The 26,348-nt window shown below is 46.5% G+C and carries 25 protein-coding genes; 6 read left to right on the plus strand and 19 right to left on the minus strand.

All coding sequences use genetic code 11. From position 1 onward, the window contains the following. The first annotated feature begins 132 nt into the window (after nucleotides 1–132). Nucleotides 133–465, plus strand: coding sequence for a hypothetical protein (locus DN53_RS00180; protein WP_129652400.1), 333 nt, complete (start codon nucleotides 133–135; stop codon nucleotides 463–465). Between the two features lie 73 nt (nucleotides 466–538). Here the strand turns inward: DN53_RS00180 and DN53_RS00185 are convergent, their stop codons facing one another. From DN53_RS00185 to DN53_RS00195, 3 genes are all read right to left on the minus strand, one after another. After that, on the minus strand, nucleotides 539–967 hold the full coding sequence (locus tag DN53_RS00185; RefSeq protein WP_116217692.1) for an FKBP-type peptidyl-prolyl cis-trans isomerase: 429 nt from the start codon (nucleotides 965–967) through the stop codon (nucleotides 539–541). Nucleotides 968–1,104: 137 nt separating this feature from the next. Beyond that, nucleotides 1,105–2,181, minus strand: a complete 1,077-nt coding sequence (locus DN53_RS00190; protein WP_129652402.1) for a DUF2911 domain-containing protein — start codon at nucleotides 2,179–2,181, stop codon at nucleotides 1,105–1,107. A gap of 21 nt (nucleotides 2,182–2,202) precedes the next feature. Then, nucleotides 2,203–3,303, minus strand: coding sequence for a hypothetical protein (locus tag DN53_RS00195; protein WP_129652404.1), 1,101 nt, complete (start codon nucleotides 3,301–3,303; stop codon nucleotides 2,203–2,205). 163 nt (nucleotides 3,304–3,466) lie between these two features. Between DN53_RS00195 and DN53_RS00200 the strand changes: the two genes are divergently transcribed. After that, nucleotides 3,467–4,687: a hypothetical protein gene (locus DN53_RS00200; RefSeq protein WP_129652406.1), complete on the plus strand. Its 1,221-nt coding sequence runs from the start codon at nucleotides 3,467–3,469 to the stop codon at nucleotides 4,685–4,687. Between the two features lie 3 nt (nucleotides 4,688–4,690). Here the strand turns inward: DN53_RS00200 and DN53_RS00205 are convergent, their stop codons facing one another. The 6 genes from DN53_RS00205 to DN53_RS00230 all read right to left on the minus strand — a co-directional run bounded on the left by DN53_RS00205 (nucleotide 4,691) and on the right by DN53_RS00230 (nucleotide 9,275). Then, nucleotides 4,691–5,389, minus strand: coding sequence for a hypothetical protein (locus DN53_RS00205; RefSeq protein ID WP_129652408.1), 699 nt, complete (start codon nucleotides 5,387–5,389; stop codon nucleotides 4,691–4,693). 3 nt (nucleotides 5,390–5,392) lie between these two features. Next, nucleotides 5,393–7,324, minus strand: a complete 1,932-nt coding sequence (locus DN53_RS00210) for a BspA family leucine-rich repeat surface protein (protein ID WP_129652410.1) — start codon at nucleotides 7,322–7,324, stop codon at nucleotides 5,393–5,395. Nucleotides 7,325–7,433: 109 nt separating this feature from the next. Beyond that, entirely contained in the window at nucleotides 7,434–8,063 is a 630-nt protein-coding gene (locus tag DN53_RS00215; protein ID WP_129652412.1) for a YdeI/OmpD-associated family protein, read from the minus strand. Continuing rightward, nucleotides 8,060–8,467, minus strand: coding sequence for a DoxX family protein (locus DN53_RS00220; RefSeq protein WP_129652414.1), 408 nt, complete (start codon nucleotides 8,465–8,467; stop codon nucleotides 8,060–8,062). Before DN53_RS00220 ends, DN53_RS00215 begins: the two co-directional genes overlap by 4 nt. Nucleotides 8,468–8,478: 11 nt before the next feature. After that, a complete protein-coding gene (locus tag DN53_RS00225) occupies nucleotides 8,479–8,949 on the minus strand; it encodes an SRPBCC domain-containing protein (protein WP_129652416.1) in 471 nt (156 codons plus the stop codon). 5 nt (nucleotides 8,950–8,954) lie between these two features. Then, a complete protein-coding gene (locus tag DN53_RS00230; RefSeq protein WP_129652418.1) occupies nucleotides 8,955–9,275 on the minus strand; it encodes an ArsR/SmtB family transcription factor in 321 nt (106 codons plus the stop codon). A 162-nt stretch (nucleotides 9,276–9,437) separates the two neighbouring features. On the opposite strand from DN53_RS00230, the gene DN53_RS00235 reads away from it, so the two are divergent. Next, a complete protein-coding gene (locus tag DN53_RS00235; protein ID WP_129652420.1) occupies nucleotides 9,438–11,630 on the plus strand; it encodes a M28 family metallopeptidase in 2,193 nt (730 codons plus the stop codon). A 69-nt stretch (nucleotides 11,631–11,699) separates the two neighbouring features. On the opposite strand, the gene DN53_RS00240 is transcribed toward DN53_RS00235, so the two are convergent. The 5 genes from DN53_RS00240 to DN53_RS00260 all read right to left on the minus strand — a co-directional run bounded on the left by DN53_RS00240 (nucleotide 11,700) and on the right by DN53_RS00260 (nucleotide 15,325). Then, on the minus strand, nucleotides 11,700–12,584 hold the full coding sequence (locus DN53_RS00240) for a helix-turn-helix domain-containing protein (RefSeq protein WP_129652422.1): 885 nt from the start codon (nucleotides 12,582–12,584) through the stop codon (nucleotides 11,700–11,702). Nucleotides 12,585–12,719: 135 nt separating this feature from the next. Then, nucleotides 12,720–13,136: a nuclear transport factor 2 family protein gene (locus DN53_RS00245; RefSeq protein WP_129652424.1), complete on the minus strand. Its 417-nt coding sequence runs from the start codon at nucleotides 13,134–13,136 to the stop codon at nucleotides 12,720–12,722. 62 nt (nucleotides 13,137–13,198) lie between these two features. Next, nucleotides 13,199–13,666: a YHS domain-containing (seleno)protein gene (locus DN53_RS00250; protein WP_129652426.1), complete on the minus strand. Its 468-nt coding sequence runs from the start codon at nucleotides 13,664–13,666 to the stop codon at nucleotides 13,199–13,201. A 28-nt stretch (nucleotides 13,667–13,694) separates the two neighbouring features. Beyond that, on the minus strand, nucleotides 13,695–14,240 hold the full coding sequence (locus tag DN53_RS00255; protein ID WP_129652428.1) for a carboxymuconolactone decarboxylase family protein: 546 nt from the start codon (nucleotides 14,238–14,240) through the stop codon (nucleotides 13,695–13,697). Between the two features lie 353 nt (nucleotides 14,241–14,593). Continuing rightward, entirely contained in the window at nucleotides 14,594–15,325 is a 732-nt protein-coding gene (locus DN53_RS00260) for a cysteine hydrolase family protein (protein WP_129652429.1), read from the minus strand. 161 nt (nucleotides 15,326–15,486) lie between these two features. Here DN53_RS00260 and DN53_RS00265 point away from each other — a divergent pair, with 161 nt between their 5' ends. Continuing rightward, the gene (locus DN53_RS00265) at nucleotides 15,487–16,110 is read left to right on the plus strand and encodes a JAB domain-containing protein (protein ID WP_129652430.1); all 624 of its coding nucleotides are present in this window, start codon (nucleotides 15,487–15,489) and stop codon (nucleotides 16,108–16,110) included. A 9-nt stretch (nucleotides 16,111–16,119) separates the two neighbouring features. Here the strand turns inward: DN53_RS00265 and DN53_RS00270 are convergent, their stop codons facing one another. The 3 genes from DN53_RS00270 to DN53_RS00280 form a co-directional block, all read right to left on the minus strand. Next, nucleotides 16,120–16,866: a hypothetical protein gene (locus DN53_RS00270; protein WP_129652431.1), complete on the minus strand. Its 747-nt coding sequence runs from the start codon at nucleotides 16,864–16,866 to the stop codon at nucleotides 16,120–16,122. A 6-nt stretch (nucleotides 16,867–16,872) separates the two neighbouring features. Beyond that, nucleotides 16,873–18,045: a zinc ribbon domain-containing protein gene (locus DN53_RS00275; RefSeq protein WP_129652432.1), complete on the minus strand. Its 1,173-nt coding sequence runs from the start codon at nucleotides 18,043–18,045 to the stop codon at nucleotides 16,873–16,875. A 226-nt stretch (nucleotides 18,046–18,271) separates the two neighbouring features. Next, on the minus strand, nucleotides 18,272–21,397 hold the full coding sequence (locus DN53_RS00280; RefSeq protein ID WP_129652433.1) for a WD40/YVTN/BNR-like repeat-containing protein: 3,126 nt from the start codon (nucleotides 21,395–21,397) through the stop codon (nucleotides 18,272–18,274). Between the two features lie 597 nt (nucleotides 21,398–21,994). On the opposite strand from DN53_RS00280, the gene DN53_RS00285 reads away from it, so the two are divergent. Then, nucleotides 21,995–22,183, plus strand: a complete 189-nt coding sequence (locus DN53_RS00285; RefSeq protein WP_129652434.1) for a hypothetical protein — start codon at nucleotides 21,995–21,997, stop codon at nucleotides 22,181–22,183. A gap of 14 nt (nucleotides 22,184–22,197) precedes the next feature. Here the strand turns inward: DN53_RS00285 and DN53_RS00290 are convergent, their stop codons facing one another. Together DN53_RS00290 and DN53_RS00295 are read right to left on the minus strand one after the other, a co-directional pair. Then, complete coding sequence (locus tag DN53_RS00290; protein WP_129652435.1) at nucleotides 22,198–23,397, minus strand: PQQ-dependent sugar dehydrogenase; 1,200 nt, start codon at nucleotides 23,395–23,397, stop codon at nucleotides 22,198–22,200. Between the two features lie 75 nt (nucleotides 23,398–23,472). Then, complete coding sequence (locus tag DN53_RS00295; RefSeq protein ID WP_129652436.1) at nucleotides 23,473–24,030, minus strand: DUF4251 domain-containing protein; 558 nt, start codon at nucleotides 24,028–24,030, stop codon at nucleotides 23,473–23,475. A 91-nt stretch (nucleotides 24,031–24,121) separates the two neighbouring features. On the opposite strand from DN53_RS00295, the gene DN53_RS00300 reads away from it, so the two are divergent. Then, on the plus strand, nucleotides 24,122–26,338 hold the full coding sequence (locus DN53_RS00300) for a carbohydrate binding family 9 domain-containing protein (protein WP_207211057.1): 2,217 nt from the start codon (nucleotides 24,122–24,124) through the stop codon (nucleotides 26,336–26,338). The last annotated feature ends 10 nt before the right edge of the window (nucleotides 26,339–26,348 follow it).

A 26,348-nucleotide genomic window follows, 5' to 3' on the forward strand; every position in this document is an offset into this window, starting at 1 on the left:
TATTGATCGGAAAAGTGTTTCCAATATTTCCTTTGACCATGAATGTTTGGCCCACTTTTCTTAGGAACACAAACATACAAATGATTGATTTATTTTTATATATTGTAGGAATAATACTTCAAAATAAAAAACATGAAAAATGTATTGCTTACCATAGTCACCCTTGTATTGCTCTCCATGACAGTAACGGCCCAAACAAAAACGGATTACAGCAAGGAAGGTTATCACGTGGGGTGTGAGCTTGCGGCAACCTACAATGTAACCTTGTACAATGCCACCATTGGCAATTCCAATTTTCCGCAGGAATACTTGGATGCGGTGCGGCTTGGATGGGCCAATTGTCCAAAACCAACCCAAAAAGGGGCCTTGTCCAAAGAGAGCTACCAAGAACTGATCCATAGATTGGGACTCTATGGTTCACGACTCTACTCTGTTATTTTTGTGGGTGGCGGAAAAGAAGAGTAAAGGTCTTACAACTGATGTTTCCAAAAAAAAACCTGCCAGAAGGCAGGTTTTTTATTTTCAATAAATGAGATTGTTACAGTATCTCCACCACTTCAAGGTCAAACACCAAGTCTTGGCCGGCCAACGGGTGGTTCCCGTCCAAGATAATGTCATCGGCTTCCACTTTGGCCACTCGGAACTGTTGTTGCTGTCCATCGGCATTGGAGCCTACCAAGCCCATACCTACCTCGGGTTTGATATCTTCGGGCAATTGGGATTTGGATATTTTTTGAAAAAGCGATTCATTGACCTCCCCATAGGCCTCTTCCTTGGCTATGGTTATGGTTTTCTTTTCATTCACGGCCATGTCAATAAGTCCCTTTTCAAACCCGGGGATAAGCTGACCTTGTCCCAAGGCCACTTCCAAGGGCTCTCTTTGCAACGAGCTGTCAAAAATTTGCCCATTGGTCAGTTTTCCGGTATAATGGACTTTTACCGTGTCGTTCTCTTTTACTTTACTCATAATTTTGGTTTACAGTTTTAAAATCAAAACGTTGCAAATATATGAGGTATAAAATGGTTGAACGAAGAAGTTGGACGCTGGTTTTCCATAAACCATTTTTAGCAGGCATTCGTGGATTGAGCCGTACCCAATCGTAATCATTGCATTTGGTCCAATATCAACCTATTGGATAGGTACATGTAACGGGCATAGGGTTTGGACCGTTCCCCAGCAAACTCATAAGCCTTGCCAAAATGAGAGGTGGCCTTTTTTTGGTTTTTTGCCTTGATGTAGTATTCTCCCATGGCCAGGTTGGCAATCCAATTGTTGGGGTCTTTCTGGAGCATTTCGGACAAGATTTCAAAGGTTTTTTCAGGATTGCCCTCCAATAGCATAAAACTTAGGGGGTAGTAGTAAAAATAGGGAAAGCCCTCTCCCACTTCCAATGCTTTCTGCTCGTAGGTCTTACTTTCCTGAAACATTCCTTTTTTGGCCAAGAGTTCGGATTTCAATATCAAGTTACGGAACTCCTCTCCCATGGCGATGGATTTTTCGGCATAGTGTAGGGCCGCATCCACATTTTTGGCATCTTCGGACAGGGTCAATTGTGCCAATTTAATGTAGTCATCAGAAGTTTTCTCTTCCTTGGATGTTAAGTCGGCCAGCACATTGGCAGTAACATCCGTGCCGATGGTGATTCCACATTTCACTGTGGACCATTGCAATTCCAAGACAGCCTCTTCGGCCTCCCTTGTAGTGAACCCATAAGTGAGCCATTCCCGGTATTCGTTTGGTTCAGGTGTTGCGGTAACCCGAAGGGCATCCTCCTTGGGATCATAACTGAAACTGCCCCAACTTTCATGGTTCTTCGAAAAAATATAGCTCCACTCCCCTTCCCGCACAAAAATGTGCAATCCGTAGGTGCCTTTGGCGAGTGGTTTTCCCTGTACCGTAACATCATGGGTAAAGCTGATGGTGGTATTCTCGTTGGCCCCGGCACGCCAAGGGTATTCCACCCCATCCACTACAAAATCATAGGGCACGATACCTCCAAAAATTTTTCGCTGCTTTGCAGCCGGACTGTTATAGGTCACGGTTACATCGGTTGTTCCAATACGCTGCATGACGCTGGCTCGCTGGCTGACCTTTGTGGCCACCAACATATCTTGGGCCAAGGCCATATGACAGCTTATTACTACAGAGCTTAATGCGATTACTAGAAATCGTAGGTTCATTTTTTATCGTTTTTTGATGTGTTATTGTATTTTCAATCCTTTGGTGTCCACAAATCTTCCAGTGACCAACCATCCGCCAAAATCCTCTGAAACGGCCAATAAAAGTGTATTCTTTCCTTTTCTCAAGGGAAGATATACCGCATCGAAGAGACCAATTGTACCCAAATAGCGATAGTCCCGTGAACGGTACCTATTGTTGCCCTTATAAATGGGTTTGCCATTAAGGATGACCACTGCCCTATCACTGTAGCCAAACTCAAAGAGTTTGGTCATATCCAATGTGGCATCCAGCTCAATTTTGGCAAATACAGTGTTGCCGGGGACATCATCAAAGCGTTCCACTTTTCGGGAAATATTGGCGGCCGTACCTTCTTCTACCACAACGGATTCCTTCCAAGTCCTGTTACCAATAAGCTGGGAAATCATGGAATGATCATCCAATAGTTGTTCCTCAAACTTATCGGAGAGTTGCCACTTCGGAACAAGTCCTTCAATGGGTTTTCGGTTCAAGGGCTTAAAATTCTTGAGTTCGTGCTTGGCCCTATCAATCTTGATGTTGGCCAGATGCATTCCTTGGGCATTCCCGCCATTCAACGAGATGCCACCCTCCACCGATTCATGGAACAATTGCCAAGAAAGGTTGGGCTCCTCCGAATAGTCCAGAAAAACTTGGGCCTTGTCGTCATGGACCACCAATTTCACATGGGTCCAGTCATCGTATTTGTACTCGTAGGGGAAGGCATACTTTTCACCATAGTACAACTGCCACGGGGAAATCCCTTTGGTCAAGGGAATCGCTTGGTTGGCATCTGGATTGCCCGCTTGGTGCGGGCGGATGTAAAAGTGTTCGGCATTGGTACCATTCATCCTAAAATAGACTCCCGGAAAGGCTTGTACCTCCTTTAAATAGATGTCGTACTCAATGGTGCCGTTCAAAAAATCGCCATCTTTTAGGGTGATGGAACCCCCTTGCAGGTAAATGGCCTTTTTACCCTTAAACTCTTCTAAAATATAGGACTCCGCTTCAAAGTTCCAATTGATGGTATCCAAAGGAATAATGTCTTGGGCCTTCCCCAAAAAACCGCCCAAAAGGGCTATGATGATAACGCTCGCTTTTTTCATGATGAATTGATTTATGGCCGAAAGGTCCCGTATTTCCATGTTTTTTGTGGAAACAATCCCGTGCAAGTTGATTCATTACGGTTCATGCATCGGATTTTTTCCAACATTTGCAATAGAAGAATGTTCGCCTATGTATCCGGAGTACCCATTGGTAAAAAAATGTTTGTCCCAAATTGAAGAAAGCCTTAGTTGGGGGCCTTCCGAGCATTGGCACAACGATGTCTTTTCTGAACTGAGCGAGAAAATCCAGCATAAGACCCAAGTCCTATTGAGCCCCACTACCCTGAAGCGTGTTTGGGGCAAAGTGAACTACAAAAGCGCCCCAAGTATCACTACGTTGAACACCTTGGCCCAGTTTGCGGGTTTTGAAAATTGGAGGGATTTCAAGAACAAGAACAAGGACTCCAAAAAAATCTCAGTGCTGAGTAAGGTGAATTCCAATCTGGGCATTATCATGTTGGCCGCTTCGGTAATGGCGGTGGTCTTTATCTCTTTCTATTCTTTAAAAGGCTCCCAGCCTGATAGGGAACTCAACACTTCCAGTGTATATTTCAACAGTAGGCCTCTCGCCAAAGGCCTACCCAACTCGGTGGTCTTTGATTTGGATATCGATTCCATCCAATCGGATAGTATCTACATTCAACAGTTTTGGGACCCCACCAAAACCATTACCTTGGAAAAAGGACAAAAACAGGCCACCGGGCAATATTATTATCCCGGCTATTTCAGGGCCAAGTTGGTGGTGGATGGCAAAGCCATCAAGCAACACGACCTGTTCATCAAATCCGAAGGATGGTTGGGCACGGTGGATTACGAACCCATTCCAAAATATGTGGATGAAAAGGATATCCTTCAAGGTAAATTGGCATTCGCTCCTTCCCTATTGGAAGAAATAAAGGCAAGCGACGAGCCCATTTCATCAACCTTTCATATCGTGGATGATTTTGGATCCATTTCTGGAGACAATTTTAGGCTCACCACCCGATTGAAAAACAGTTATCACGAAAAATGGGCCGTCTGCCAAAAAACCCAGCTCATTATTTTGGGCACCAAGAGCAGTATGGTAATCAGCACCTCCATTCCCGGTTGTGTCTCGGAAATTGGGGTGATGATGAGCGATGTCTACCTCAGCGGCAAAAAGCACGACCTGTCCAGACTTGGTATGGATCTATCAGAATTCAGGAATCTTACCCTCGAGGTACAAGAAAAAGAGTTGACCGTTTTCCTTGAGGACCAACCCATTTTTACCGGAAGCTACAACGAATCGATAGGGGATATCGCTGGTATGCGATTTCTGTTTTTAGGCGCTGGGGAAGTGGAAAAAGTACATCTACAGGACTTGGTCACGGACCAAGTAATCATTGATGAGGAATTCAATCAATAAGTCTTACTCCGGGGTTGTTCCTTCTACTATTGAAATCGAAAAATTACCTGATGTTTCCTTGGAAGTCACTTGGACGGTATAAGCTGTACTTGGAATATAGGAAACAGTTTCCAAAGTAGTTTCCATAAGCCCAGTGAAGGTCTCTCCTGTAGTTCCCTCCCAGAAAATAACCACGTCATAGGAAAGGATATCACCATCTTCATCTTCACCTACCCAAGAAACCAACATCTCCGAGGTCTCTGTTATAAACTCAACAGATATTTGTGCAGCATAGGGTGCATAGTTGCCTTCTGGGATTCCCGGAGTTGTAAAAGAATACGTATTGCTATTTGTTTCCCCATCGCTATTGATGGCATTCACTTGCCAAGCATAGGTCTTTCCCCTATCTAATGGTACGGTTGTTTCCAAACCGTTAACATTTTTCTGGGTCACTTCGCTCCCGCTCTCAGAAATGATCAGATTGTAATTCTGTGCAGATTCTGCAGCATTCCATTTGAACAGAATCAAAACTTTGGTATCGTCTCCGGAAACTTCGGAATAGTCTGAACAAGGTTCTCCGTTTGTAGGAAGCGTACCCACAGCTTTACCTGGAGGGTTTAAGGTTTCTTCTGGTGGTGTTTCGGGTCCGGAAGAGTCACCGCCCCCGCATGAACATACAAATAGTAACCATGTCAGACAACCTATATATCTCAATATCTTCATTTTCTATTTTTTGATGATCTTAATCGTTTCTTCCCGGTCATCAGCAATAATTTTGACAAGGTACATGCCCGAATCCAAGGTGCTGACATCCAAAGTCCTGCTCTCCATATTAGAAATTGCCTTGATCAAACGTCCTGAGAACGTATAGATTTCCAAATCCAATTTATCCGCATCGGCCAAAACATACATCTCATGGGATACTATGGTAGGATAGAGCATGATTTTATCTTCAATGAAAAAGCTATCCTCCAAATTTCCCTGGCAATCATTTAGACCTGAAATGGACACTTCGTTAAATCCAGTAAGACTGTTCAACTGGATTGATCTTTCCCCATCATCCTCAAAGCTGAATATTTGTTCTGCTCCATTTACGTTCACCTTATATTGGGTGCTCCCCGAAACCGTATACAAAGCTGTGCCCGCTTTATTGTCCAATTGGATACGCTTGCCAGTTACAGAACCCAATTCGTTAATGGTAACGCCAAAATGTTGTTGGTATTGAATTTCATTGATCCAAACGGCCACAGAATAAGAACCGGCAGGAATATTCTCTATGGTATGTGGCTGTCCAGATACCACATCATAAAACATATTTGAGTAGCCAAATCCACTCACGGAAATATCCATAACATATCCCGTAGCATCCAGAAACACTTCCAGGACACCGTCCGAACCTCCCGGACAAGTTGGAGTAAGGGTATATACCTGTAGGGCATCATGAGGCACTATTTCACAGCCGTTGGAATCCACTTCCCAGCCTGGCTGGGAGTTCAGGCAGTTGTCCAAATGGTCCAACACCCCATCATTGTCATTGTCTTCATTACAATAAGGGACTTTACCCCCATCCGTAATGACCCAACCATAATTATCTATCAAACTTTGCCTAGCTTCTCCTCCTTCACAATACCGAACGGTTCTAGCATCCATACTGACACCGCTCTGAAGAGAATCCAATGCTGCCCATCCCATTAGGGTTTTGTCATAGTTTTCCATTGATAGTCCGGCCCATCGGAAAAAACCACCCAAATTATTAATCTTTGACACATCCCAATTGGCCAAGGATTGATCAAAAGAATCCGTATTGGAGAACACTCCTGCCATTCCCTCTACATTGCTTACATCCCAATTCCCAATGGGCTGATTGAACGAACGGGCACCATTAAACATTCCATGCATAACACGTAGGCTCTCCAGATTCCATGACGAAATATCTTGATTAAAGGCCAAAGCAGATTGGAACATTCGTTGAGCATCCGTTACACTGGACATATCCCAATTGCCAATATCTTGGTTAAAAGATTCTGCACCAGAAAACATATAAGAAATATTGGTAACATTGGAAACATCCCAGTTACCAATATCTTGATTGAAAAGTTTTGCATTAAGAAACATATTCATCATATGGGATATGGAACTAACATCCCAATTTCCAATGGATGGGTTGGAAGTAAATGATGTGCAAAATGCAAACATGGAAAACATGCTCCAAGCCCTTGTCAGGTCAGGAGCATCCTCGGCAAGAATTTGTAGGTTTTCACAGCCATAAAATGCCCGTTCCATAGAAGTCCACTGGTTAATGCCCCATTGATCCACACTCAGTAATTTGTTGTTGTCATCAAGGCCAATAGGTGAAGAGTCAATTTCAGATATATCGGCTTCAAAATATATACGCGGAAAAACACCCGTAATTGAAACCTGATAGGTTCCTGCATTGGTGTAGGTATGGACAATATCCCCAGTTACATTGATGTCGGATGTGCCGTCTCCCCAGTCCACCGTGTAATCATATATTTCTCCCGGATAGGTAGGAATGGTAATCTGGTTATCCTCTGAAACACCTGGGTTGTCTGTTTTCCAAGTGGTGATGAATTCTGTTTGGGCCGATAAAAGAAAAGGAAGAAAGCTCAAAAGAGCCAAAAAGTAGTTTTTTTTCATGCGAGGTTATAAAGCCACTAACATAAACCTTGTTCTTATAACCCCAAAGAATTAATCGATAAAATGTTAGCTTTTTCTTACAAGAACACACATCTCATTTCTTTTAGTACTACCGCTCATTATATCCCTTCCCGTCCAAGATTTTGGGAAAGCTCTTTTCAATCCTTGAGATACGGGTCTTGGCCTGTTTGGGCTGGGAAAAATAGAGCATATAACCCCGTTGTCGGCCTGGGGTGAGGGCTTCAAAAGCCGTTCTGAATTCGGTATCCGTGTCCAGTTTGGTTTGAAGTTCTTCGGGCATTTCAAACTCTGAGGTTTTTTTCAACTTTACCTGTAGTCCAGCCTTTTCCACTTCAATGGCCTCAAAGACATGATTCCGCAAAACACCCCACTTCTCGATGATCTGCTGAACTTGGGTAAATCGCACAAATCGTACGGATTGTGAATTCTCACCGGGCATTTCCAAAATACCCTCCTTGTCGCTCAACAAGACTCCTTTCAGAAAACTCAGCGTGCAGTTGTTTTTAAATGCAGCGATCATTACCACATTCTTACCATTAAGCGTATAACAGGGTGAGCCCCACTTTCGTTCTTCGGTAAGACCACATTCCAATAAAAGTCTTCTCAATGCCTTGATCTCCTCCTGCCAACTTTGCACCTTACAATCTGGAGTGCCCACCAAGTCGCAACGTCCGCAGCCTTCAGCCAAATATTCATCTACTTTCGGATTAGTGTTCATTTTGAATTGATTGGGGTGAGTTTTCTATTGTTTGGTCTAAAATACCAAGAAATTCCGGTCAATGCCAAAAGTAATGCAGGTCCAAAAAGGTTCGTCAACCCATCATTGATGGCCAGATGGGAAATAATGGCGCCTGTCATGGTAAAGAAAAACCCAGCATAGGCCCATTCTTTCAACAATGGGAATTTGGGGACTAAAACAACAACCACTCCCAGAAGCTTCCAGATACCGATGAGGGTTAGAAAATAAATGGGATATCCCAGATGGTTCATCATTTGCACCTCCTCCTCCATGTGCGTCAATTGCACAATTCCTGTGGAGGCCATTCCCAAGGCCAACCAGAGCGTGGCCACCCAATAGGTAATTTTGCCCGCCTTGCTCGCAGAAAGATCTTGTTTTGTCATGTGGTTTGATTTCATTGGTTATGTAGTTTTTGAACAACTTCTTGCAGGCGATCGTGGGCCATACTGATTCCCTGCGCAAAAGGCAGCTGCAGCATGCGGTCCCTATCCGCTATAGATTTGAAAACCATTTGCATCCGGAGTTGGCTTTTTCCTTCGGAAATGGAAGCAAATTCCAAAAACTCGAGTTGCACCGGAAAACCGGAATTTTCCATTTCAAAGGTTCGGGTGATTTTCGCTTCGGGCACAAACTCATGGATGGTACCGTTGAATCGATGTTTGTTGCCCTTCGGGTCCGTGGTCTCAAATTGATAGCTGCCGTGCGGATGGTTTTCCAGTTTCAACACCTTGGTCCCCATCCATTGTTCCACCATCTCGGGTTCCATATACGCCTTAAACAATACGTCCAACGGCAATTCAAATTCTCGGGTAATGAAAATTTCCTGTTTGCCATCTTCGGCATGTACTTGGGTCTTTCGCTCCATATGATCTAAAATTTCCTTTGATTCTTCATGATAGCTTCCAGTTTGTTGAACCTATCATCCCATAATTCCCGGAATGGTTCAATAAAATCCGCTATCGTTTTGAGTTTGCTGGGATTAAAATGATAATAGATTTCCCTCCCCTGTTGGTCTTGACGCAACAGTTCACATTCGGTCAAAATTTGAATGTGCTTTGAAATCGTCTGTCGAGACGAATCAAAATTTCCAGCTATGGCCCCGGGCGTCATGGCATTGGCGGCCACCAAGGCAATGATGGCCCTTCGAGTGGGGTCCGCTATTGCCTGAAATACATCTCTTCTTAATTCCATTACGCAGCTATTTGACTGCAAATATAAATGCAGTTATTTGACTGCGCAAATTTTTGGTAGAATTTTATTCACTGTGATTTATCATGTAAATCAGCTTATTCATACCCAATTTGTTTTTTAAGAACTTACAAATCAGTTACATTTAAAGACTAATTCAAGAAAATGAAAAAAACAGTATTATCACTATTGGCTTTGGCGAGTACCTTGTGTGTCTCGGCTCAAGAGACCATCCTTGGGTTCAGCAAGGCCGCTTCGGAAAAGGAGCTGCAATTGGAAAATCAATTTGAAAAAGAACTCTCCACAGCCAATCTGGACGAATGGATGCAGCGTTTGGCTGCCGAACCCCACTGGGTGGGCACCGAATACGGCGAAAAGAACGTGAAATGGATGGAAAAACAGTTCAAATCGTGGGGCTACGACACCCGGGTGGACACCTACCATGTGCTCTTTCCCTATCCCAAGGTCCGCGTGTTGGAACTCACTGCTCCCACCAAGTATACGGCAAAACTCAAAGCCGTTCCCGTTGAGGGCGACCCGTACACCCATCAAGAAAACCTATTGCCCAGTTACAACGCCTATTCCACCGATGGCGATGTGGAGGCCGAACTAGTCTTTGTCAACTACGGTATTCCCAGCGATTATGAGGAACTGGAAAAACTAGGCATCGATGTCAAAGGAAAGATCGTCATTGCCAAATATTATGGTTCCTGGCGAGGCATCAAACCCAAATTGGCCGCCGAAAAAGGGGCCATTGGGTGCATCATATATTCGGACCCGGAAGATGATGGATACGGAAGGGGCGATGTATACCCCAAAGGTGCCTTTAAAAACAAAACCGGGGTACAGCGCGGTTCCGTAATGGACATGCCCCTGTATCCTGGTGATGTACTGACCCCCGGTTACGCTGCCACCAAGGATGCCAAAAGATTAAAGCGCGAAGATGCGCCGACCATTACCAAGATTCCTGTACTGCCCATTTCCTACGAGGATGCCCAACCGCTGCTGGAAGCCCTACAAGGCCCTGTGGCCCCCGCTTCTTGGAGAGGTGGTCTGCCCATCACCTATCATATTGGACCCGGTCCGGCCAAGGTGCATTTGAAATTGGAGTTCGATTGGCAACTGAAACCCGCCCATAATGTAATCGCCACCCTAAAGGGTGCGGAACTGCCCGACCAATGGGTCATCCGTGGAAACCATCACGATGCATGGGTACATGGCGCCAGTGACCCTATCAGTGGATTGGTGGCCTTGATGGAGGAAGCCCGTGTTGTGGGCAAACTTGCCAAACAGGGCAAAAAGCCCAAACGCACCTTGGTGTACTGTGCCTGGGATGCCGAGGAAACCGGACTCATCGGCTCCACGGAATGGGTGGAGGACCATAAGGCCGAATTGCAACAGAAAACCGTGGCCTACGTCAATACGGATGGCAATGGTCGTGGATTCTTGGGCGCGGGAGGTTCCCACTCCCTACAGGCCATGGTCTCCCAAGTGGCCCATGCCGTGACCGACCCACAAAAAGGGGTCTCCATTGCAGAACGAAGTGCCGCCCGTAACGTGGTGAACGGCGGGGACGATGCCTTCAAACTTTATGCGTTGGGCTCTGGTTCGGATTACACCCCCTTTATCCAACACGCAGGGATTCCCTCGTTGAACCTTGGGTTTGGCGGCGAGAACTCCGGAGGGGAATACCACACCATTTACGACACCTATAGCCACTACACCCGTTTTAAGGATCCCGGCTTCCATTATGGTACCGCTTTAGCCAATACGGCCGGACGGATTGTGCTCCGTTTGGCAAATGCCGAAGTACTTCCCTTTGAGCTCCAACAATGGCACAGCACCATTGATGGCTATTTGGGCGAAATAATGAAGACCTTGGAAACCATGCGTTCCGATGTGGAAAAGCATAACGCCAAGGTGGCCAAAAATCAATACGGACTGGCCAACGATCCTAAAAAACCCGTAAAAGCTGCCGAGAAAGAGGGTGAGGTCCCCTATTTGGACTTCTCCCCGTTGCAAAATGTGTTGGCGGATCTAAAAAATGATATCGATACCTTTTCCCAAGTGGACAAGACCCAACTCTCCAATGCCAAAAAGGCGGAGCTCAACCAAGCGTTGATGAAGATGGAGCAGGCCTTGACCTCAGAAAAGGGACTACCCCGCAGGGATTGGTTCAAGCACCAGATCTACGCGCCCGGATTTTATACCGGATACGGGGTAAAAACGCTTCCAGGTGTGCGCGAGGCCATCGAGCAAAAAGAATGGAAAGAGGCCCAGGAGCAGATTGCGTCCTTGGCCAACACGCTCAAGAACTTCGATGCCCATGTACAAAAACTAAATGCCATTGTGCAATAGTTTTTCAGACACCAGAAAATGAAAAGGGAGGCTTTGGCCTCCCTTTTTTATGTTATAAAATGATGACCATCACAAGGCCATAGCCCGGGCAAAGCCCACAGTATCCCTGTAGACCTTGGGGGAAATCTCCGCATTGTTCTTAAAGAATCGGCTGAAGTAGTGTTCGTCGTCATATCCTAAGTCAAAAGCAATTTCCTTGACCGATTTATCGGTGAGGTAGAGTTCCCGTTTGGCCTCAATAATGATGCGTTCCGAAATGAGGTTGGTCATGGTCTTGTTAAAGTGGTTCTTGGTCATTTTGGCCAGCGCCTTAGGGCTGATGTTCAGCATATCCGCGTACTCCCCTGCCGAGTGTTTGCTCTTGAAATGGGTCTCGATAAGATCCTTCAGTTTTTGAAGGATAAAGGGTTCCTTTTCATCTGGGGTGTCCTGCAAGGATTCCGGTTGTTGTTTGGCCTTGGACCGTGAAGCCGTGATCAAGAATATTTTCAGGTAGGAGACCAATAGCTCGTATTGGGCCAGATCTGCTTTCTGTACTTCAGATTTCATCTGGGAAAGGATCATTTCAAACTCTCCTCGGGTATCATCAGTGACGCAGAAATAGGGCGGACTGTATATATTGTTGAACAACACCCCGTTGCAGGCAATCTGTTCATTGTGCTTGTGGATGCAGAAAAAATCCGGATGGAAATTCAACACCACACCCTCCAATTTATCCTTTTCCTTGAGGGTAAAGGGTTGATAGGGCGTTAGGGCAAACATCGTATCGGGTGTAAAATCGAACTCCGCAAAATCTATCTGGGCGGTGCCACTCCCCTTTTTTATCCAGATCAAGGAATAATAATTGAATCGGTTTAGGGAACAGAACTGGCAATCGTCCTCAAAACTGGAAAGTTTAAAAGCAAGGTTCCCGGTCTGTTCGTTGATGAGCGTGTTGGTGTTGTAGATGTCCATTTTTTGGTTTTACAAATTGAATATGTCACTTCGAGCTGTCATCCTGAGCGCAGTCGAAGGAGCTGTCGAGAAGTCTTCAGTCCCAACTGCTTAAAAGAGGTCTCGACTGCGCTCGACCTGACAAACCTTGATTGACTATAAGCGTCGTTCGGTTTCGGTGATCTGCAGGTCGTTGATGCTCGCGTAGCGCTTCTGCATCAATCCATGTTCATTGAACTCCCAGTTCTCGTTCCCGTACGCGCGAAACCACGATCCTTCGGCATTTTGGTATTCGTATTCAAAACGAACTGCAATCCTATGGTCGGTAAAGGCCCACAATTCTTTCTTCAATTTGTAATTTTTTTCCTTTTTCCATTTCTCGGTCAAAAAGGCGACCACCTCTTCCCTCCCATTTACAAACTGGGAGCGGTTACGCCATTCGGTGTCCACGGTGTATGCCTTGGACACTTTTTCGGGGTCTTGGCTGTTCCAGGCATCTTCTGCCAACTGTACTTTTTCCTTGGCCGTTTCCTCGGTAAAGGGAGGCAACGGAAATTTTTTCTCTTGGGTCATTGTGTGTGCTTTTGTGTGTTGAAAAAAGGGCAGCCCGAAGAACATCGACCTGCCCCTAAAAATTATTTGCTGTTCTTGACCTTGGGCCAGTTGGCGTGTGCCGCTTTTTCCAATTGGGTGGTGCGGTTGCTCCAATCCGGGAAGGTGTTGAAAGGCTTCCCGTTGAAATCCCCATTGAAAAACAGGTACAGTTTTCCATCAATGATGTCGAACGTTTCTGGGTTGATAGGGAATTTGGCTTGTTTTTCGCCAACCCCCCAGGCACAGTACCCATCAAACTCGGGCAAATAACTGCTGGGCGATTTGGTAAAGGCGTCCTTATTGGCCTTGGTGGCAAAATAATAGGTTGCCCCGTTGTGTTTGGCCGCATGGGCCTTGGTCCCTTTTTGTGGCTTTCCGGAGAAATAGGCCACCACATCGTATCCGCCAATGGCCAAACCATCTGCGTTTACGGGATCGATCTGTGCTTGGGCAAGGGCTCCCCATACAAGGGCCAATCCCAATAGAATTACATTTTTAATTGTTTTCATGATTCTTGTTTTTATTTGATTTGCGTGATTAAACAGTTTGTGCCTCCACTACCGGGAAATCGATATCGGTGTTGGCGGTGTTGTTGAAATAGTTGGTCAGGACGTTCAGGGCCACATGTGCCACGATCTCGCCCACGGCACCATCCGAATGACCGGCTGCTTTAACGGCAGCCACATCGTCGGCGCTTACCCTTCCGCGTTTTTCCACCAAGGTTTGGGCAAAAAAGAGTGCTGCGGCGATCTTGGGATCCTTGTTCTTCCCTTCGCGGGCCATTTCCAAGGTGGTGGTGTCAATGCCCACCAATTTTTCCCCGATAAAGGAGTGTGCGGACAAACAATAGTTGCAGGTGTTGGATTCCGCCACCGCCAAAGCGATAAGCTCTCCCAATTTTCCGCCTAGGCTTCCTTTGCCCAGGGCATCGCTAAAGTTCAGGTAGCCTTCCAAAACGGCGGGAGAATTCCCCATGGTTCGCATCATGTTGGGCACCATGCCCAATTTGGCCTGGATACCGTCAAAAAGTTCTTTGGACCGTCCGGTAGTCTCCTTGGGTTCCAATGCTTGTAAACGTGTCATAGTCTTGTTTTTTATTATGGATTAATGATGGTACAAAGTTGCGGCGCGGGGTCGTGGGATAAAATGGACAAACTTCACATCCTCTTGGACATTTTTCCCGAAAGGGCCTTGATTACAAAAAACAAAGAGGGTGTTGTCCAAAAAGCGTATTATTTGTCAGGTTGAGCGCAGTGGAAACCTAATGGATCATCAACATGCCTTACGTTCTCGACAGCTCCTTCGACTGCGCTCAGGATGACAGCTCGAACTGACACATTCAAACTTCACGTGTGCTTGGACATTTTCCCCAAAAACAAAGGGCCAGACATAAGCCTGGCCCCTTTCCAACCGCACCATCACACTAAACACTGAATTTATTTTTTGTGCATTTTCAGCTCGCCCACCAATTCTTGGGTGGTGTATACCTTGCTGCTGATCATTTTGTAGTTGGTCTGGGCAGCTTGGTCGCCATCCAGTCCGGGGAGTTTGGCCGAAGCAGTGGCATCGCCCACCACGGCAACCTCAAAACCGTTCTCCACAAGTTCCCTCATGTGCGATTCGGCACAAAGGTTACCGGACATCCCGGCCAAGATCACCTTGTCTATCTTCTGTTTGCGCAGTTGCAGGGCCAAGTCGTTGGATTCGGAACCAAAAACCTTGTGTGGGCTGGTCACCACTACCCTATCCTTGTTGATGTACTTTTTGTAGCGGGGCAACCAATCGGCGCCGGAACCTTCAAAACCTTCCACGTTCAATTGGTCCCCACGATCGAACATGGTAATGTTGTGCATGAGTTTTTCCAAGACCCCCTCGAACTTCCACACGTGATCGTGTTTGTAGTAGTAGTGGGGAGAAACAAATACGGGAATGTTGTGCTCCTCGCCCAACTTAAAGATCGTTTCCAGGTTCTCAATGGTGTTGTTCTCCTGTACGCTCTGTCCCACGGCACCCCAGGCCACGCCATCGGGGCTAAGGAAATCGTTCTGTGGGTCGGTGATCACTATGGCGGTATGCTCGTCTATAATGAAACCGGGTTCTGGCAATTGGGCAAAAAGCCCTGTAATGGTTGTAGTAAAGACTACTAGTGTTGTGAATACATTTTTCATGGTGTTTGTACTTAAAAATTATTATACTTAATTTGATGGTACAAAGTTGACGCGATCCATAACCTCAAAAAATGGACGATGCACGCCACTGAATGGACAATTTTCCAAAGGCGCATTGGCCAACACATTGCAGACTTGTATAACTTGTATAATTTGAGATTATGAACGTACGGCTCACCAAGGAACAAAAGATCAAAGTGCTCAACGCCAGGGACATTTACAGCATTATGCAGCAGGTATTGCTGCGCGAAAACAAGATCCGCCGCAACCAGGAACATTTTTGGGTGGTGGGGCTCAACAACATCAACAAGATCATGTTCGTGGAGCTGATCAGCTTGGGTGCGGTGAACCACATTACCGCCGAACCGCCCGATGTCTTTAGAATGGCGATCTACAAACTGGCCAACAAACTGGTGATGGTGCACAACCACCCCAGCGGTGCGCTGGAGGTGACCGACCCCGACCTGATCTTTACCGACCATATGCTAAAAGCGGGCCAACTACTGCAGATTGAAGTACTGGACCACCTGATCATTACCGAGGAGGGCTATGTGAGCTTTAAGGACCTGGGGCTTATGGACAAACTGAGCGAAAGCGGCCTGTTTGAGATCACCAGCCCCGAACGCCAAGAACTGGAGGAATTTAAACTGGAAACGGAACGCAAGCGGGCCGAAAAGGAAAAGGCGAAGGCCATTGCCAAGAAGATGAAGGAAAAAGGTTATGACGATGCCACCATTAAAGAACTAACGGGGCTGAGCAAGAAGGTTATTGAGGGGATTAAATGAAATCGAGGTTTACTGAAACTTAAAGATTACATTTTCAATCAAATCATCAATTACAGATACAGCTTTGGTTTCCTTTATTATTATACTATTAGGATGAGCACAAGTGTTGCGGAAATCAAGTTTTTCTATTAATATTTTTCTAATATCATTCGAAATAATTTTACCTGTTCTCAAAATTTCAATAAAATCAGATTCTTTGATCTCACTAAAATCATCTTTTTTGGCAAATGTTATCTTTTTATATTTTCCATGAACTTGGACTGCCGAATTAAATTCGATTAATTTTTTAGCAAGTACATATTCATAGATAACATCTATAGTCAGTAGCCATGTCATCAAAATTGAGGCTCTATAGGCCTTAACCTCGAAACACTTTATAGCTTCTTCTAAAAAAGCTTGTTGTTCTTTACTTTTAATTTTCGAAAGAAGATTCCTTAATATTTTTGATACTTTTACCTTATGTTTTGAACCTACAAACTCATTTTCAAGATTTTTCCGTTCCGTACGATGAAAAGCAAACAATTTTCCTTTTTTTACAAGGGCTGGAGGTTTTGTCTTAGTCAATTGGAGAAGATCATGTGATATATTTGCCGGAATTGATAAGTCGTTATCTTCAAAACACTTTTTAATGTCTGCCGTTCGGAAAGTGCTCACTTTGGATACAATAACATAAAAAAAGCTCATCAACCTAACCTGCTCTCGCTGTGTCAACTTATCAAAACCATCTATTGAATCAACAAATTCTTCTAATGTCATATTTAATTATTTTTTTGGCAACTCTTCTTCCACGTATATTTCTCCATTTCTTGAAAGTCTCCAACTTTTATCTGCATCACCCACTTCAATCAAAGCATTTTCATTTTTGATGTTAGTAATAACTTGTCTAAGATGCCTAGGTCTCTTATCAAGCTTCAAAACTCTATATGCATAGTCAATATTACCATCAGTAAAACCTGTTTGTTTTAAAATATAATTTAGATAATACCCTATTGTCACAATACGGTCAGTAGTACTCTTGCCTGGTTTTTTTTCATCAAACAATTCTTTTAAGGTTTTCTTTTTGTTATGAGCATCAAACTTTTCAGCTTGTATAATTTTTGATGATGGCTTTGACGTTTTGCCGCTATCAGTTGTTGATTTTGAACTCGTAGTATTTTTAGAAGTAATAACTAAATCTCCAAGACCCCATTTACCCTTCACATTATCATTGAAAACTTCTTCCAAAATTTTACTTGCCTTTTCTAATCCAGCTGGCCTAAATTCTACCTTTCCAGAGTCGACAATAAAATGAGCTTTTGCTTTAGCAAAAGCTTTTCTGTAGCTACTGTAATAAACTCCACAATATTTTAACAAATCAAGAATTTTTGATTTGTCAACCGTGTCAATGCCAATAGCTTTATGATATAAGACCGTCAAATAAGTCAGTCTCATCCCATAGTCTGTTTTATCAGAAGCTTTAATTCGAGTTTCAAGTAAAGCTAACTTACCATCTTTCTCACGGAATAAATCTTTCACATTGCTCCCTTTTGTGTTAGAAGAGGTTTCTTTTGATTGTTCCGTGTTGTTAAGGACCTCAGCTTCAATATCAACGGTTTCAACATCATTATCCGAATTAATACCAGAGCTACCAACAACAAGTTTTTCGTTCTTTGACCGTTGGTTTTCCATGAATATTTTTCCAAAAGTCTCTGTAACGTCTTTACCAACAGTATCTGTGAATTCAGCTTCAAAAATTTTGCCATCGTACCTTATCTTATTTATTGCTGAACTTGTGTTCTTTATTTTAATTTCCGAACCGCAAGCTTGACAATATGAATCATCAAGCTCTAAAAACTCTTTACAATCCAAACATCTTACCTGAGTTCTACATTTACCACAAAAAATTGTTGCTTCCGATATTGGTTTTGAGCAATTTGGACAATTTGTAACTTTCATAACTCTACTATTAAGTACACTTCACCAACATAAGTAGTGAAGAATACAATCTATTATTATTAAGGGGGTTAGCGTATGAGGGAATACAATTTAGAATAAGTTATAGTTCGTTACGAATTGATTATGTGGGATTTATCAACAAACTTATCAACCTCTATTTCTTTTTAGAAACAAAAAAAGGAAGATCCTTCGGCCTTCCCTTCTTCTTATTCTTATACACTTTAAATTACGGCCAATACAATTCCGGCAACCCCGTGCCCTGTAAGAGCGTATTGTACTGGGCCACCTCTTGGGTCTTTAGGCTTTGCAGCTCGCCCTTTAAGGCGGTCCATTGCGCCAGATAGTCGCGGGTAACATCGCGCATGCCCTGGCTCACGGGCAAATTGCCCTGTCCGATCTCGTTCAAAAAATCCTTGAACTTGATCAAGAGCCGCGCCTCGAACATATAGTTGCTCTGGTAGGTGCGCATTTCCTTTTGCAGGATCTTCGCGATCCACACATCCACGGCTTGGTCCAAAGCCTTGCCCTTTTCCTGCAATTGGGCGTCCTGGGTCTCGCCCAGTACAAAATGCAGTTGCTGCTTGATCTTCCGCAGGTCGCGCACGCCCTTGGCCATTTGGGTGGCGGCTTCGTAAATGGATCGGGAGAGGCCATCGCGCTCGGCATAGGCGGCCTCCACGTTCTGCACACTGGTCTTGATCCGTGGGTCCACGGTTATGGTAAAATTGCGGGTCTGCACCTGGTCCCCCACGGTAAGGCGCACTTGGTAGTTGCCGGGGGCGGCATCGTAGGCGCTCAGGTCGCGGTTGGTGGTATGGAGTTCGGTAAGGCAGTCAAAACGGCCCACTTTCATGTTCCAGCTATAGCGGTGGGCACCAAGGCCCTTTTTCAGTTGGGGCTTTACCAAGGTATCGCAACCGGTACGGGGGCGATCGGTATACTCGGCATGGATCACGGTGCCGTTGCCGTCCAAGATCTCCAACGCCATGGGGGTGCCCTCCCCAACGGCCTTGTTGTTCAGGTAATGCAGCTGTACGCCCTTGGGCGGGTTCTGGCCATATCCGCCATCTATGCTGTAGGCCACGGAGAGCTCGGCATGGGTATCGCGGGGTTGGTACAGGTAATGGTCCGCTGCCGCCACCGCATCGGTGATCTGGTGCAGGGGCGTAAGGTCGTCCAAGATCCAAATGGCACGGCCCTGGGTGGTCACCACCAGGTCCTTGCGCTGCACGCGGAGGTCCGTAATGGGCACTTCGGGCAGATTGTTCTGCAGGGGCAGCCACTGTTGGCCATCGGTAAAGGAGACGTACATCCCGGTTTCGGTACCGGCATAGAGCAGTCCCTTGCGGTCCGGGTCCTCGCGCACGCTACGCGCAAAGGTGTCGCCGGGCAGCCCGTTTGTGATCTTCTGCCAAGAGGCACCGTAGTCACTGGTCTTGTAGATCATGGGGGTAAAATTGTTGAGTTTGTAGCCCGCCACCGCAATATAGGCCGTGGCCGCATCGTGGGGCGAAGGTTCCACCACATTGATGATGGCTTCGGGCAACCCTTTGGGGGTGACGTTGGCCCAGGTCTTTCCGCCATCTTGGGTCACATGCACCAGCCCACAGTCGGAGCCTGCCCACACCACCCCTTCGCGCAGGGGCGATTCCTCTATGTTGAAGAGGTTGTTGTAGCTCTCGGCCGTGATCTGCTCGTTGGTGATGGGGCCTCCCCCCTCGCCTTGATGGTCCTTGTTGTTCCGGGTAAGGTCCTCGCTGATGGTCTCCCAAGTGACCCCTCGGTCGGTGGATTTCATTACGTACTGCGAGCCGTAGTAGATCACATTGGGGTCATGGGGCGATACGATCACGGGACCGTTCCAGTTGGCCCGCAATTTCAGGTTCTTGGGCTGCTCCCCACTGATGCGCTCTGGATAGGGCCGCACCATGCGGGTATTGTCGATATCGCGGTCCCACTCCACAAAATTACTGGCAAAATAGGTGGAGTACACAAAACGGGGATTGTTGGGGTCCAGGGCCACGGTGGAGGATTCCCCGGCACGCATCACGTCCCAGTGCATCTCGCCAATACCGTCGTCCATGACCCGGCTGTCTATGGCGATGGTGCTGTTGTCCTGCTGGCCGGAGTACACCCGGTACGGATGGCCGTTGTCCGTCAACGCACGGTAAAACTGCCCCGTAGGCTGGTTGTAGATGCTGGACCACGATTTGCCGCCGTTGTAGGTGACGGCCGCACCGCCATCGTTGGCATTGATCATAATGTTGCTGTCGTTGGGGTTGATCCACATATCGTGATGATCCACGTGGGTAAAAGGTTCCCCGCTAAAGGTTTTGCCGCCATCAATGGATTTCATGGCGAAGCTGTTCATGACCCAGATTTCGTCCTCGTCGTTGGGATCGGCGATCACGTGGATGTAGTACCACGGCCGAGCGAAGGTCGTGGCATCGTTGCTGGTTTGTTTAAAGGTTTCCCCGGCGTCATCGGAACGGTAGACCCCGCCCTCACGCTCCTTGGCCTCCACCACCATATATACAATGTTGGGGTTGGCAGGCGATATGTCGATGCCCAGTTTGCCCTTGAGTTTGGGCAGGCCCTTGCCGGTCTCTTTCCAGGTCTTGCCGCCATCGGTGGTCTTGAAGACTTTGCTGTTGGGTCCGCCGCTGGTGAGCGCCCAGGGCTTACGCTGGAACTGCCACGAAGTGACCATCATAAAATTGGGGTCCTCGTCGCTCACGGTCATGTCCACAATGCCGGAATCATCGCTTACATATAAAATCTTTTCCCAGCTCTCCCCACCATTTTTGGAGAGGTAGAGGCCGCGGTGTTCGTCCTTGCCCCAAGGGTTGCCCTGTGCGGCCACGTAGACCCAATCAGGATTCTTGGGATGAACGTACACCTCGCCGATATGGCGGGTCTCGGCCAGTCCGATGTGTTTCCAAGTCTTGCCCGCGTCGGTGGATTTGTACATGCCATCGCCATGGGAGGTCTTTACCCCACGGATGCAGGATTCGCCCGTACCCACATACACAATGTTATGGTCCGATGGGGCCACGGTGATATCGCCAATACCCGTGGTGTTGAAAAAGCCATCGGAAATGTTGTTCCAAGTACTACCGCCATCGGTGGTTTTCCAGACGCCACCGCCCGTGGCACCCATATAATAGGTAAAGATGTCGTTGGGAATCCCCTCAACGGTGGTTACCCTACCGCCCCGGAAAGGGCCGATGTTGCGGTAGGCCATGGAGCCATACAGGGATTCGGTGATGTTGAGGGTGGTGCTTTTCCGCTGTCCGAAGGAAAAGGGGGCCATGCATAGGCATGCCAGGCAAAGGAAAGTGAGTTTTTTCATGCTGAGGTCGGTCTATTTTGAATTAGTCGTTGTGCAAGGTGTTGGTTTTCTTACACCTAGGTTATGAAAATAACAAATTGGCGGGACAAAAAGCTACCCCAAGATGAAGAATTTTTGGGGTTTTGAAACGCATAATAATGCCTCCGTCAATTCAAATGGGTCATTCATCAATTAAAACGGGCCATTCATCAATTGGGAGTGCACAATACCCCATGACTTTGTTAGCTTTCCAAAAAATTTAGGAAAATGACTACTCTAGAAACTATAAATACCCTACAAATTTTTTGTCTTATTTGTGTTGGACTCATCATCTACATCTTTGGATTCATCCATGGAACAAGTTGGAAAAGGAAAAATATCCTTTAGTGACAATACCCACTGACGGATTCCGTTCCCCTTAAACCAAATCAACCTAAAATAACCGCCATCGCCATTTCTTTTACTGACCCGACCCCGAGACGGACACTTATCCTGTGCCGAAACCTACAATTCACCATCGCCATAACCCAACAGCCGCACGGCGACATCCAATACTGTTGCTGGCGGAGACCCAAAAGCGCTTCGGAACTGCCCTGTTTTGTCCTGAAAAACGGATACATGAAAAAAAGCAAGGGAAAGGACAAGGCCGAGTTCATCTTTGAGCATGGCAAATGGACCTATACCATTGAGCGCATTGTGTCCAAAAGCAGGTATGGCAAAGCCTCCTATGTATTTTTGGAAATCTCCAGTGAGGGAAATCCACCAAGTACATGGAAAATGGAGGATTTTACCCCTTCCAATCCCTAAATCATTTGTCTAGATTACTTCTGATAGGTGACCCGGTAGATGGCATTGCCCACATCATCGGAAATCAATAGGGAACCGTCCTTCATGAACATAAGGTCCACCGGACGGCCAAAAGCCTCCTGTTTTTCATCATCCAACCAACCATCGATGAAGGGCTCGTAGCTCACGGCCTCACTATTTTCCAATTTCACCAAAGTGATCCTATACCCCACCTTGGAAGAGCGGTTCCACGAACCGTGTTCGGCCACAAAGGCATGCCCCTTGTATTCGGAGGGGAACATGGAGCCGGTATCAAACTTTACGCCCAATGGGGCCACGTGGGCGCCCATGGCCTGCGCAGGTGCCACAAAATCGGAGCAAGGGCGTTGATCTCCAAATTCGGGATCTTTCACGGTTCCGGCATGGCAATAGGGATAGCCAAAATGTTGTCCTGCCTCGGTCACCCTATTAAGTTCTCCCGGAGGAATGTCGTCCCCCATCATGTCACGGTTGTTATCGGTGAACCATAATTCCCCGGTTTCTGGATGCCAGGTAAACCCAACGGTATTCCGAACGCCTTTGGCGTAAATCTCGCGGTTGGTCCCATCGGGGTCCATACGGGTGATGGTGGCAAAGCGCTCATCCTCACTGCTTCGCTCGCAAATGTTACAGGGAGCACCAACGGGTACGTACAATTTTCCATCAGGCCCAAAGGCGATATATTTCCATCCATGATGGAACTCGGTGGGGTAATCATCATAGATTACCACAGGCTCCGGCGGATTGGCCAAGTTGTCCTCAATATTGTCATACCGCAAGAGCTTGCTCACCGCGGCCACATACAAAGACCCATCCCTGAACGCCACTCCATTGGGCTGCTCCAGATCGGAAGCAATCTCAAAAATCTTCTCGGCCTTCATGTCGCCATCCGCATCTTGTAGGGCATATACTTTGTTCTCGTTACGTGTTCCCACAAAAAGAGTCCCCTTGTCCCCCATGGCCATGGAACGGGCACCCTCCACATTCTCGGCATAGGTGCCAATCCTAAACCCTTCAGGGAGGTTCAATAACTCCAAGGGCAGGCTGGATTCGGAAGGTGTGTGGATAACCTCTGGTTCGGTTTGGTCATTGGCTTGTTCCTCATGGGCTTCCTCCTTTTTTCCATTACAGGAGAGGACCATAAAAGAAATGGCCGATGCAAGAATCAATTTGTAGGGTACTTGGGAATATTTCATCACGCTATTTTTAAGTGCTATGGATTTCTTGCATAAAGCTATGACAAAAAGATGTAATTCCCGATTCGGTATGAATTATTCCGGGTTATAAGGCTCCCATGTGCCATCATACCAGATAGGTCCCCTATGGGAGCTTACAACACTGACATTGCTGATTTGGGATGGGAACACATGGGCGGTCACTTGATAGTTCTCCACTCCCTCATTTACCGAAAATTGAATGGTATACCCATCACCCTTTTTGGTAGGCTCCACAGTGAAGTCCTTGGCCAATCCCTTGAAGTAGATTCCCCCTTTACGTGGATTGTACGTTCCTCCTATCTGTCGTTGACCAAAATAAGAGAGATCGGCCATAACACTATCCTGGACTACCCGCAAGTAACTGCCACTTCCGGTAATGTCTATACGGTTAATGGAGCTGCCCGGGGAAATCAATCCTGCATTGGCAATACTGGTCAAGGCCTGATCGGGCATGGGTCGGGCCCAACGAGCAGTAATATCAATGGATTTTTGTGAAATAGCGTTGTTCAATGCTTCCAATTCTGCAGCCGAAACCTTGGACCCAGGGTTTGAGGCACAGCCTGCGGCCCCTAGTATCAATACCACAAACATATATTTTATAACCGTCTTCATTGCAATGGATTAAAGGTCTTTACAAAATAATCAATCCCTGAAAGATTTCCGATTTAAAGAGTATATTTAACACCAAACCAGACCTCACTTTATGAAAATTGCCTTCGGAAAACCCTTTGTGGTCTTAGCGCTGTTGAACGTTTTTTTTGCGTCATCACAACAAACCCTGACCCAAAGTAACAAGCCCACTTATTTTGCCACAGAACTTGAAACCGACCCTCAAGTGGACGGCGAAATCATCAACGACCCCCTATGGCAGCACATTCCTGCCATCACGGATCTGGTGCAGATAAAACCCAATTACGGGGAAGCGGTCTCGGAACGAACCGAAGTGCGCATAGCCTATACGGCTACCACTTTTTATGTGGCCGTGGTCTGTTACGACAAGAATGCTAAAGGCATTGTGGTTTCCGACTCCCGCCGTGATGCGGACCTGAACGATGAAGACAGCTTTCTCTTTATCATTGATACCTACCACGATAGACAAAATGGCTTTCTTTTCGGCACCAATGCGCAAGGAATGGAATACGATGCGCAAATTGACAACGAGGGTAAGGGGAACAACAATGCCAATCGGCAACAGGGCGGTGTCATTGGGGGCACCAACCTGAATTGGGATGCCACTTGGAAAGTACGATCCCAATTGGGTGATTATGGATGGAGCGCCGAATTTGCCATTCCTTTCCGGTCCCTGCGTTTTGCCCCGGGCAAGGACAAGACCTGGGGACTCAATTTTCAGCGTAACATCAGCAAGAATACGGAAACCGCGTATTGGACCTCCCTCCCCTTGGGTTTTGATATGAAACGTTTGTCCTTGGCCGGAAACCTTAGCGGACTGAACCTGAGAAATCCCGGAAACCTGAAACTGATTCCCTATGTGCTGGGACAGTATGTGAACGACAAATCCGTATCGCCCAACGAAACGGACACCCATTTTGATGCAGGGGCGGACATCAAGTACAGTGTTACACCCAGCCTTACGCTGGACCTTACCTATAACACAGACTTTGCCCAAGTAGAGGTGGATGATCAACAGGTGAACCTGGATCGGTTCAATCTCTTTTTTCCTGAAAAGAGGGCGTTTTTCTTGGAAAATGCAGGTCAATTTGGGGTGGGAAGTCCCGGAGAAGTGGACCTGTTCTTCAGTAGGCGTATCGGTATCGGTGAAGATGGCAGCTTGGTCCCCATCATAGGCGGGGCACGATTGTCCGGAAAGGTGGGACAGACCAATGTAGGGTTTTTAAGCATGTTCACGGACGATGTGGTCGAGGCCGATATTGAAAAGAACAACTTTACCGTGGCCCGTGTCAACCACAACTTTGGAGGCACACGATCTTCACTGGGCGGCATTTTAGTGAATAGAGCTGGTCTGGGCGAAATGGACGATGACTATAACCGGGTCTATGCCATGGATGGCAAATGGGGCATTGGGAACAAAGCCACGATCAATGGTTTTGTGGCCAAGAGTGTCACCCCGGGCATTGAAAATGGGGACCATGCCTTCAAGATATTGGGCAATTATGAGTGGAGTGGTTGGAACATCAATGCAGGATACACCGAAGTTGGTGAAGGATTCAACCCTGAAGTGGGCTTTTTGCAACGAACTGCCTTTAGAAAACCTGAATTTCTGGTCTTTAAGGCCCATCGCTTCAAAAATGCGGGGCAAATGCTGGAGATACGCCCACACGTCTCCTATCGTGGCTACTGGAACTTTGACGACCAATTGATCACCAGTTTCCTACACGTGGACAATCACTGGGTATTCAAGAGTGGGTTCGAAATCCATACCGGTATCAACTTTACCACGGAACGGGTGTTGGAGGATTTTACCATTTCGGATGTTACCGTACCCGTGGGCAATTATGAAAATGAAGAGTTACAGCTTGTGATCACCACCAATCCCAACAACGCGCTTTCGTTTGACACGCGAACCATTATCGGGGGCTATTTCAATGGACACCAAATCACCAACAGCGGGACGGCCAAATACAGGGTCGGGGATAGATTCAACAGTTCGTTGACCTTTAGCCATAGCGATATTCAACTGAATACGGGGGACCTAACGGCCTTGGTGGGCGGATTGCGGCTTTCGTATTCCTTCACGCCCAGAATCTTTATCCAAAGCCTGATCCAACGAAACAATGTATCCAATATCACCTCGGTGAATGCCCGTTTTGGATGGTTACAGAATGCCAATACCGGTTTGTTTGTGGTATTCAATGTGGTGAAGGATGATGATTTGATCGATGCCGTGGACAATCAGACCCTTACCATAAAATATACCCACCGTTTTGATCTATTGAATTGATGGCTTTCAA

The sequence above is a fragment of the Flagellimonas olearia genome, assembly GCF_004150225.1.
In the GTDB taxonomy this organism is placed as follows: Bacteria; Bacteroidota; Bacteroidia; order Flavobacteriales; family Flavobacteriaceae; genus Flagellimonas; species Flagellimonas olearia.

Coding starts and splice junctions, on each gene's coding strand:
- DN53_RS00235 (WP_129652420.1), top strand. CDS start 9,438: ATGAAAAAAACAGTATTATCACTATTGGCTTTGGCGAGTACCTTGTGT.
- DN53_RS00190 (WP_129652402.1), bottom strand. CDS start 2,181: ATGAACCTACGATTTCTAGTAATCGCATTAAGCTCTGTAGTAATAAGC.
- DN53_RS00255 (WP_129652428.1), bottom strand. CDS start 14,240: ATGACACGTTTACAAGCATTGGAACCCAAGGAGACTACCGGACGGTCC.
- DN53_RS00250 (WP_129652426.1), bottom strand. CDS start 13,666: ATGAAAACAATTAAAAATGTAATTCTATTGGGATTGGCCCTTGTATGG.
- DN53_RS00180 (WP_129652400.1), top strand. CDS start 133: ATGAAAAATGTATTGCTTACCATAGTCACCCTTGTATTGCTCTCCATG.
- DN53_RS00275 (WP_129652432.1), bottom strand. CDS start 18,045: ATGAAAGTTACAAATTGTCCAAATTGCTCAAAACCAATATCGGAAGCA.
- DN53_RS00260 (WP_129652429.1), bottom strand. CDS start 15,325: ATGAAAAATGTATTCACAACACTAGTAGTCTTTACTACAACCATTACA.
- DN53_RS00210 (WP_129652410.1), bottom strand. CDS start 7,324: ATGAAAAAAAACTACTTTTTGGCTCTTTTGAGCTTTCTTCCTTTTCTT.
- DN53_RS00265 (WP_129652430.1), top strand. CDS start 15,487: ATGAACGTACGGCTCACCAAGGAACAAAAGATCAAAGTGCTCAACGCC.
- DN53_RS00220 (WP_129652414.1), bottom strand. CDS start 8,467: ATGACAAAACAAGATCTTTCTGCGAGCAAGGCGGGCAAAATTACCTAT.
- DN53_RS00225 (WP_129652416.1), bottom strand. CDS start 8,949: ATGGAGCGAAAGACCCAAGTACATGCCGAAGATGGCAAACAGGAAATT.
- DN53_RS00300 (WP_207211057.1), top strand. CDS start 24,122: ATGAAAATTGCCTTCGGAAAACCCTTTGTGGTCTTAGCGCTGTTGAAC.
- DN53_RS00280 (WP_129652433.1), bottom strand. CDS start 21,397: ATGAAAAAACTCACTTTCCTTTGCCTGGCATGCCTATGCATGGCCCCC.
- DN53_RS00205 (WP_129652408.1), bottom strand. CDS start 5,389: ATGAAGATATTGAGATATATAGGTTGTCTGACATGGTTACTATTTGTA.
- DN53_RS00270 (WP_129652431.1), bottom strand. CDS start 16,866: ATGACATTAGAAGAATTTGTTGATTCAATAGATGGTTTTGATAAGTTG.
- DN53_RS00290 (WP_129652435.1), bottom strand. CDS start 23,397: ATGAAATATTCCCAAGTACCCTACAAATTGATTCTTGCATCGGCCATT.
- DN53_RS00285 (WP_129652434.1), top strand. CDS start 21,995: ATGAAAAAAAGCAAGGGAAAGGACAAGGCCGAGTTCATCTTTGAGCAT.
- DN53_RS00215 (WP_129652412.1), bottom strand. CDS start 8,063: ATGAACACTAATCCGAAAGTAGATGAATATTTGGCTGAAGGCTGCGGA.
- DN53_RS00240 (WP_129652422.1), bottom strand. CDS start 12,584: ATGGACATCTACAACACCAACACGCTCATCAACGAACAGACCGGGAAC.
- DN53_RS00230 (WP_129652418.1), bottom strand. CDS start 9,275: ATGGAATTAAGAAGAGATGTATTTCAGGCAATAGCGGACCCCACTCGA.
- DN53_RS00185 (WP_116217692.1), bottom strand. CDS start 967: ATGAGTAAAGTAAAAGAGAACGACACGGTAAAAGTCCATTATACCGGA.
- DN53_RS00195 (WP_129652404.1), bottom strand. CDS start 3,303: ATGAAAAAAGCGAGCGTTATCATCATAGCCCTTTTGGGCGGTTTTTTG.
- DN53_RS00245 (WP_129652424.1), bottom strand. CDS start 13,136: ATGACCCAAGAGAAAAAATTTCCGTTGCCTCCCTTTACCGAGGAAACG.
- DN53_RS00295 (WP_129652436.1), bottom strand. CDS start 24,030: ATGAAGACGGTTATAAAATATATGTTTGTGGTATTGATACTAGGGGCC.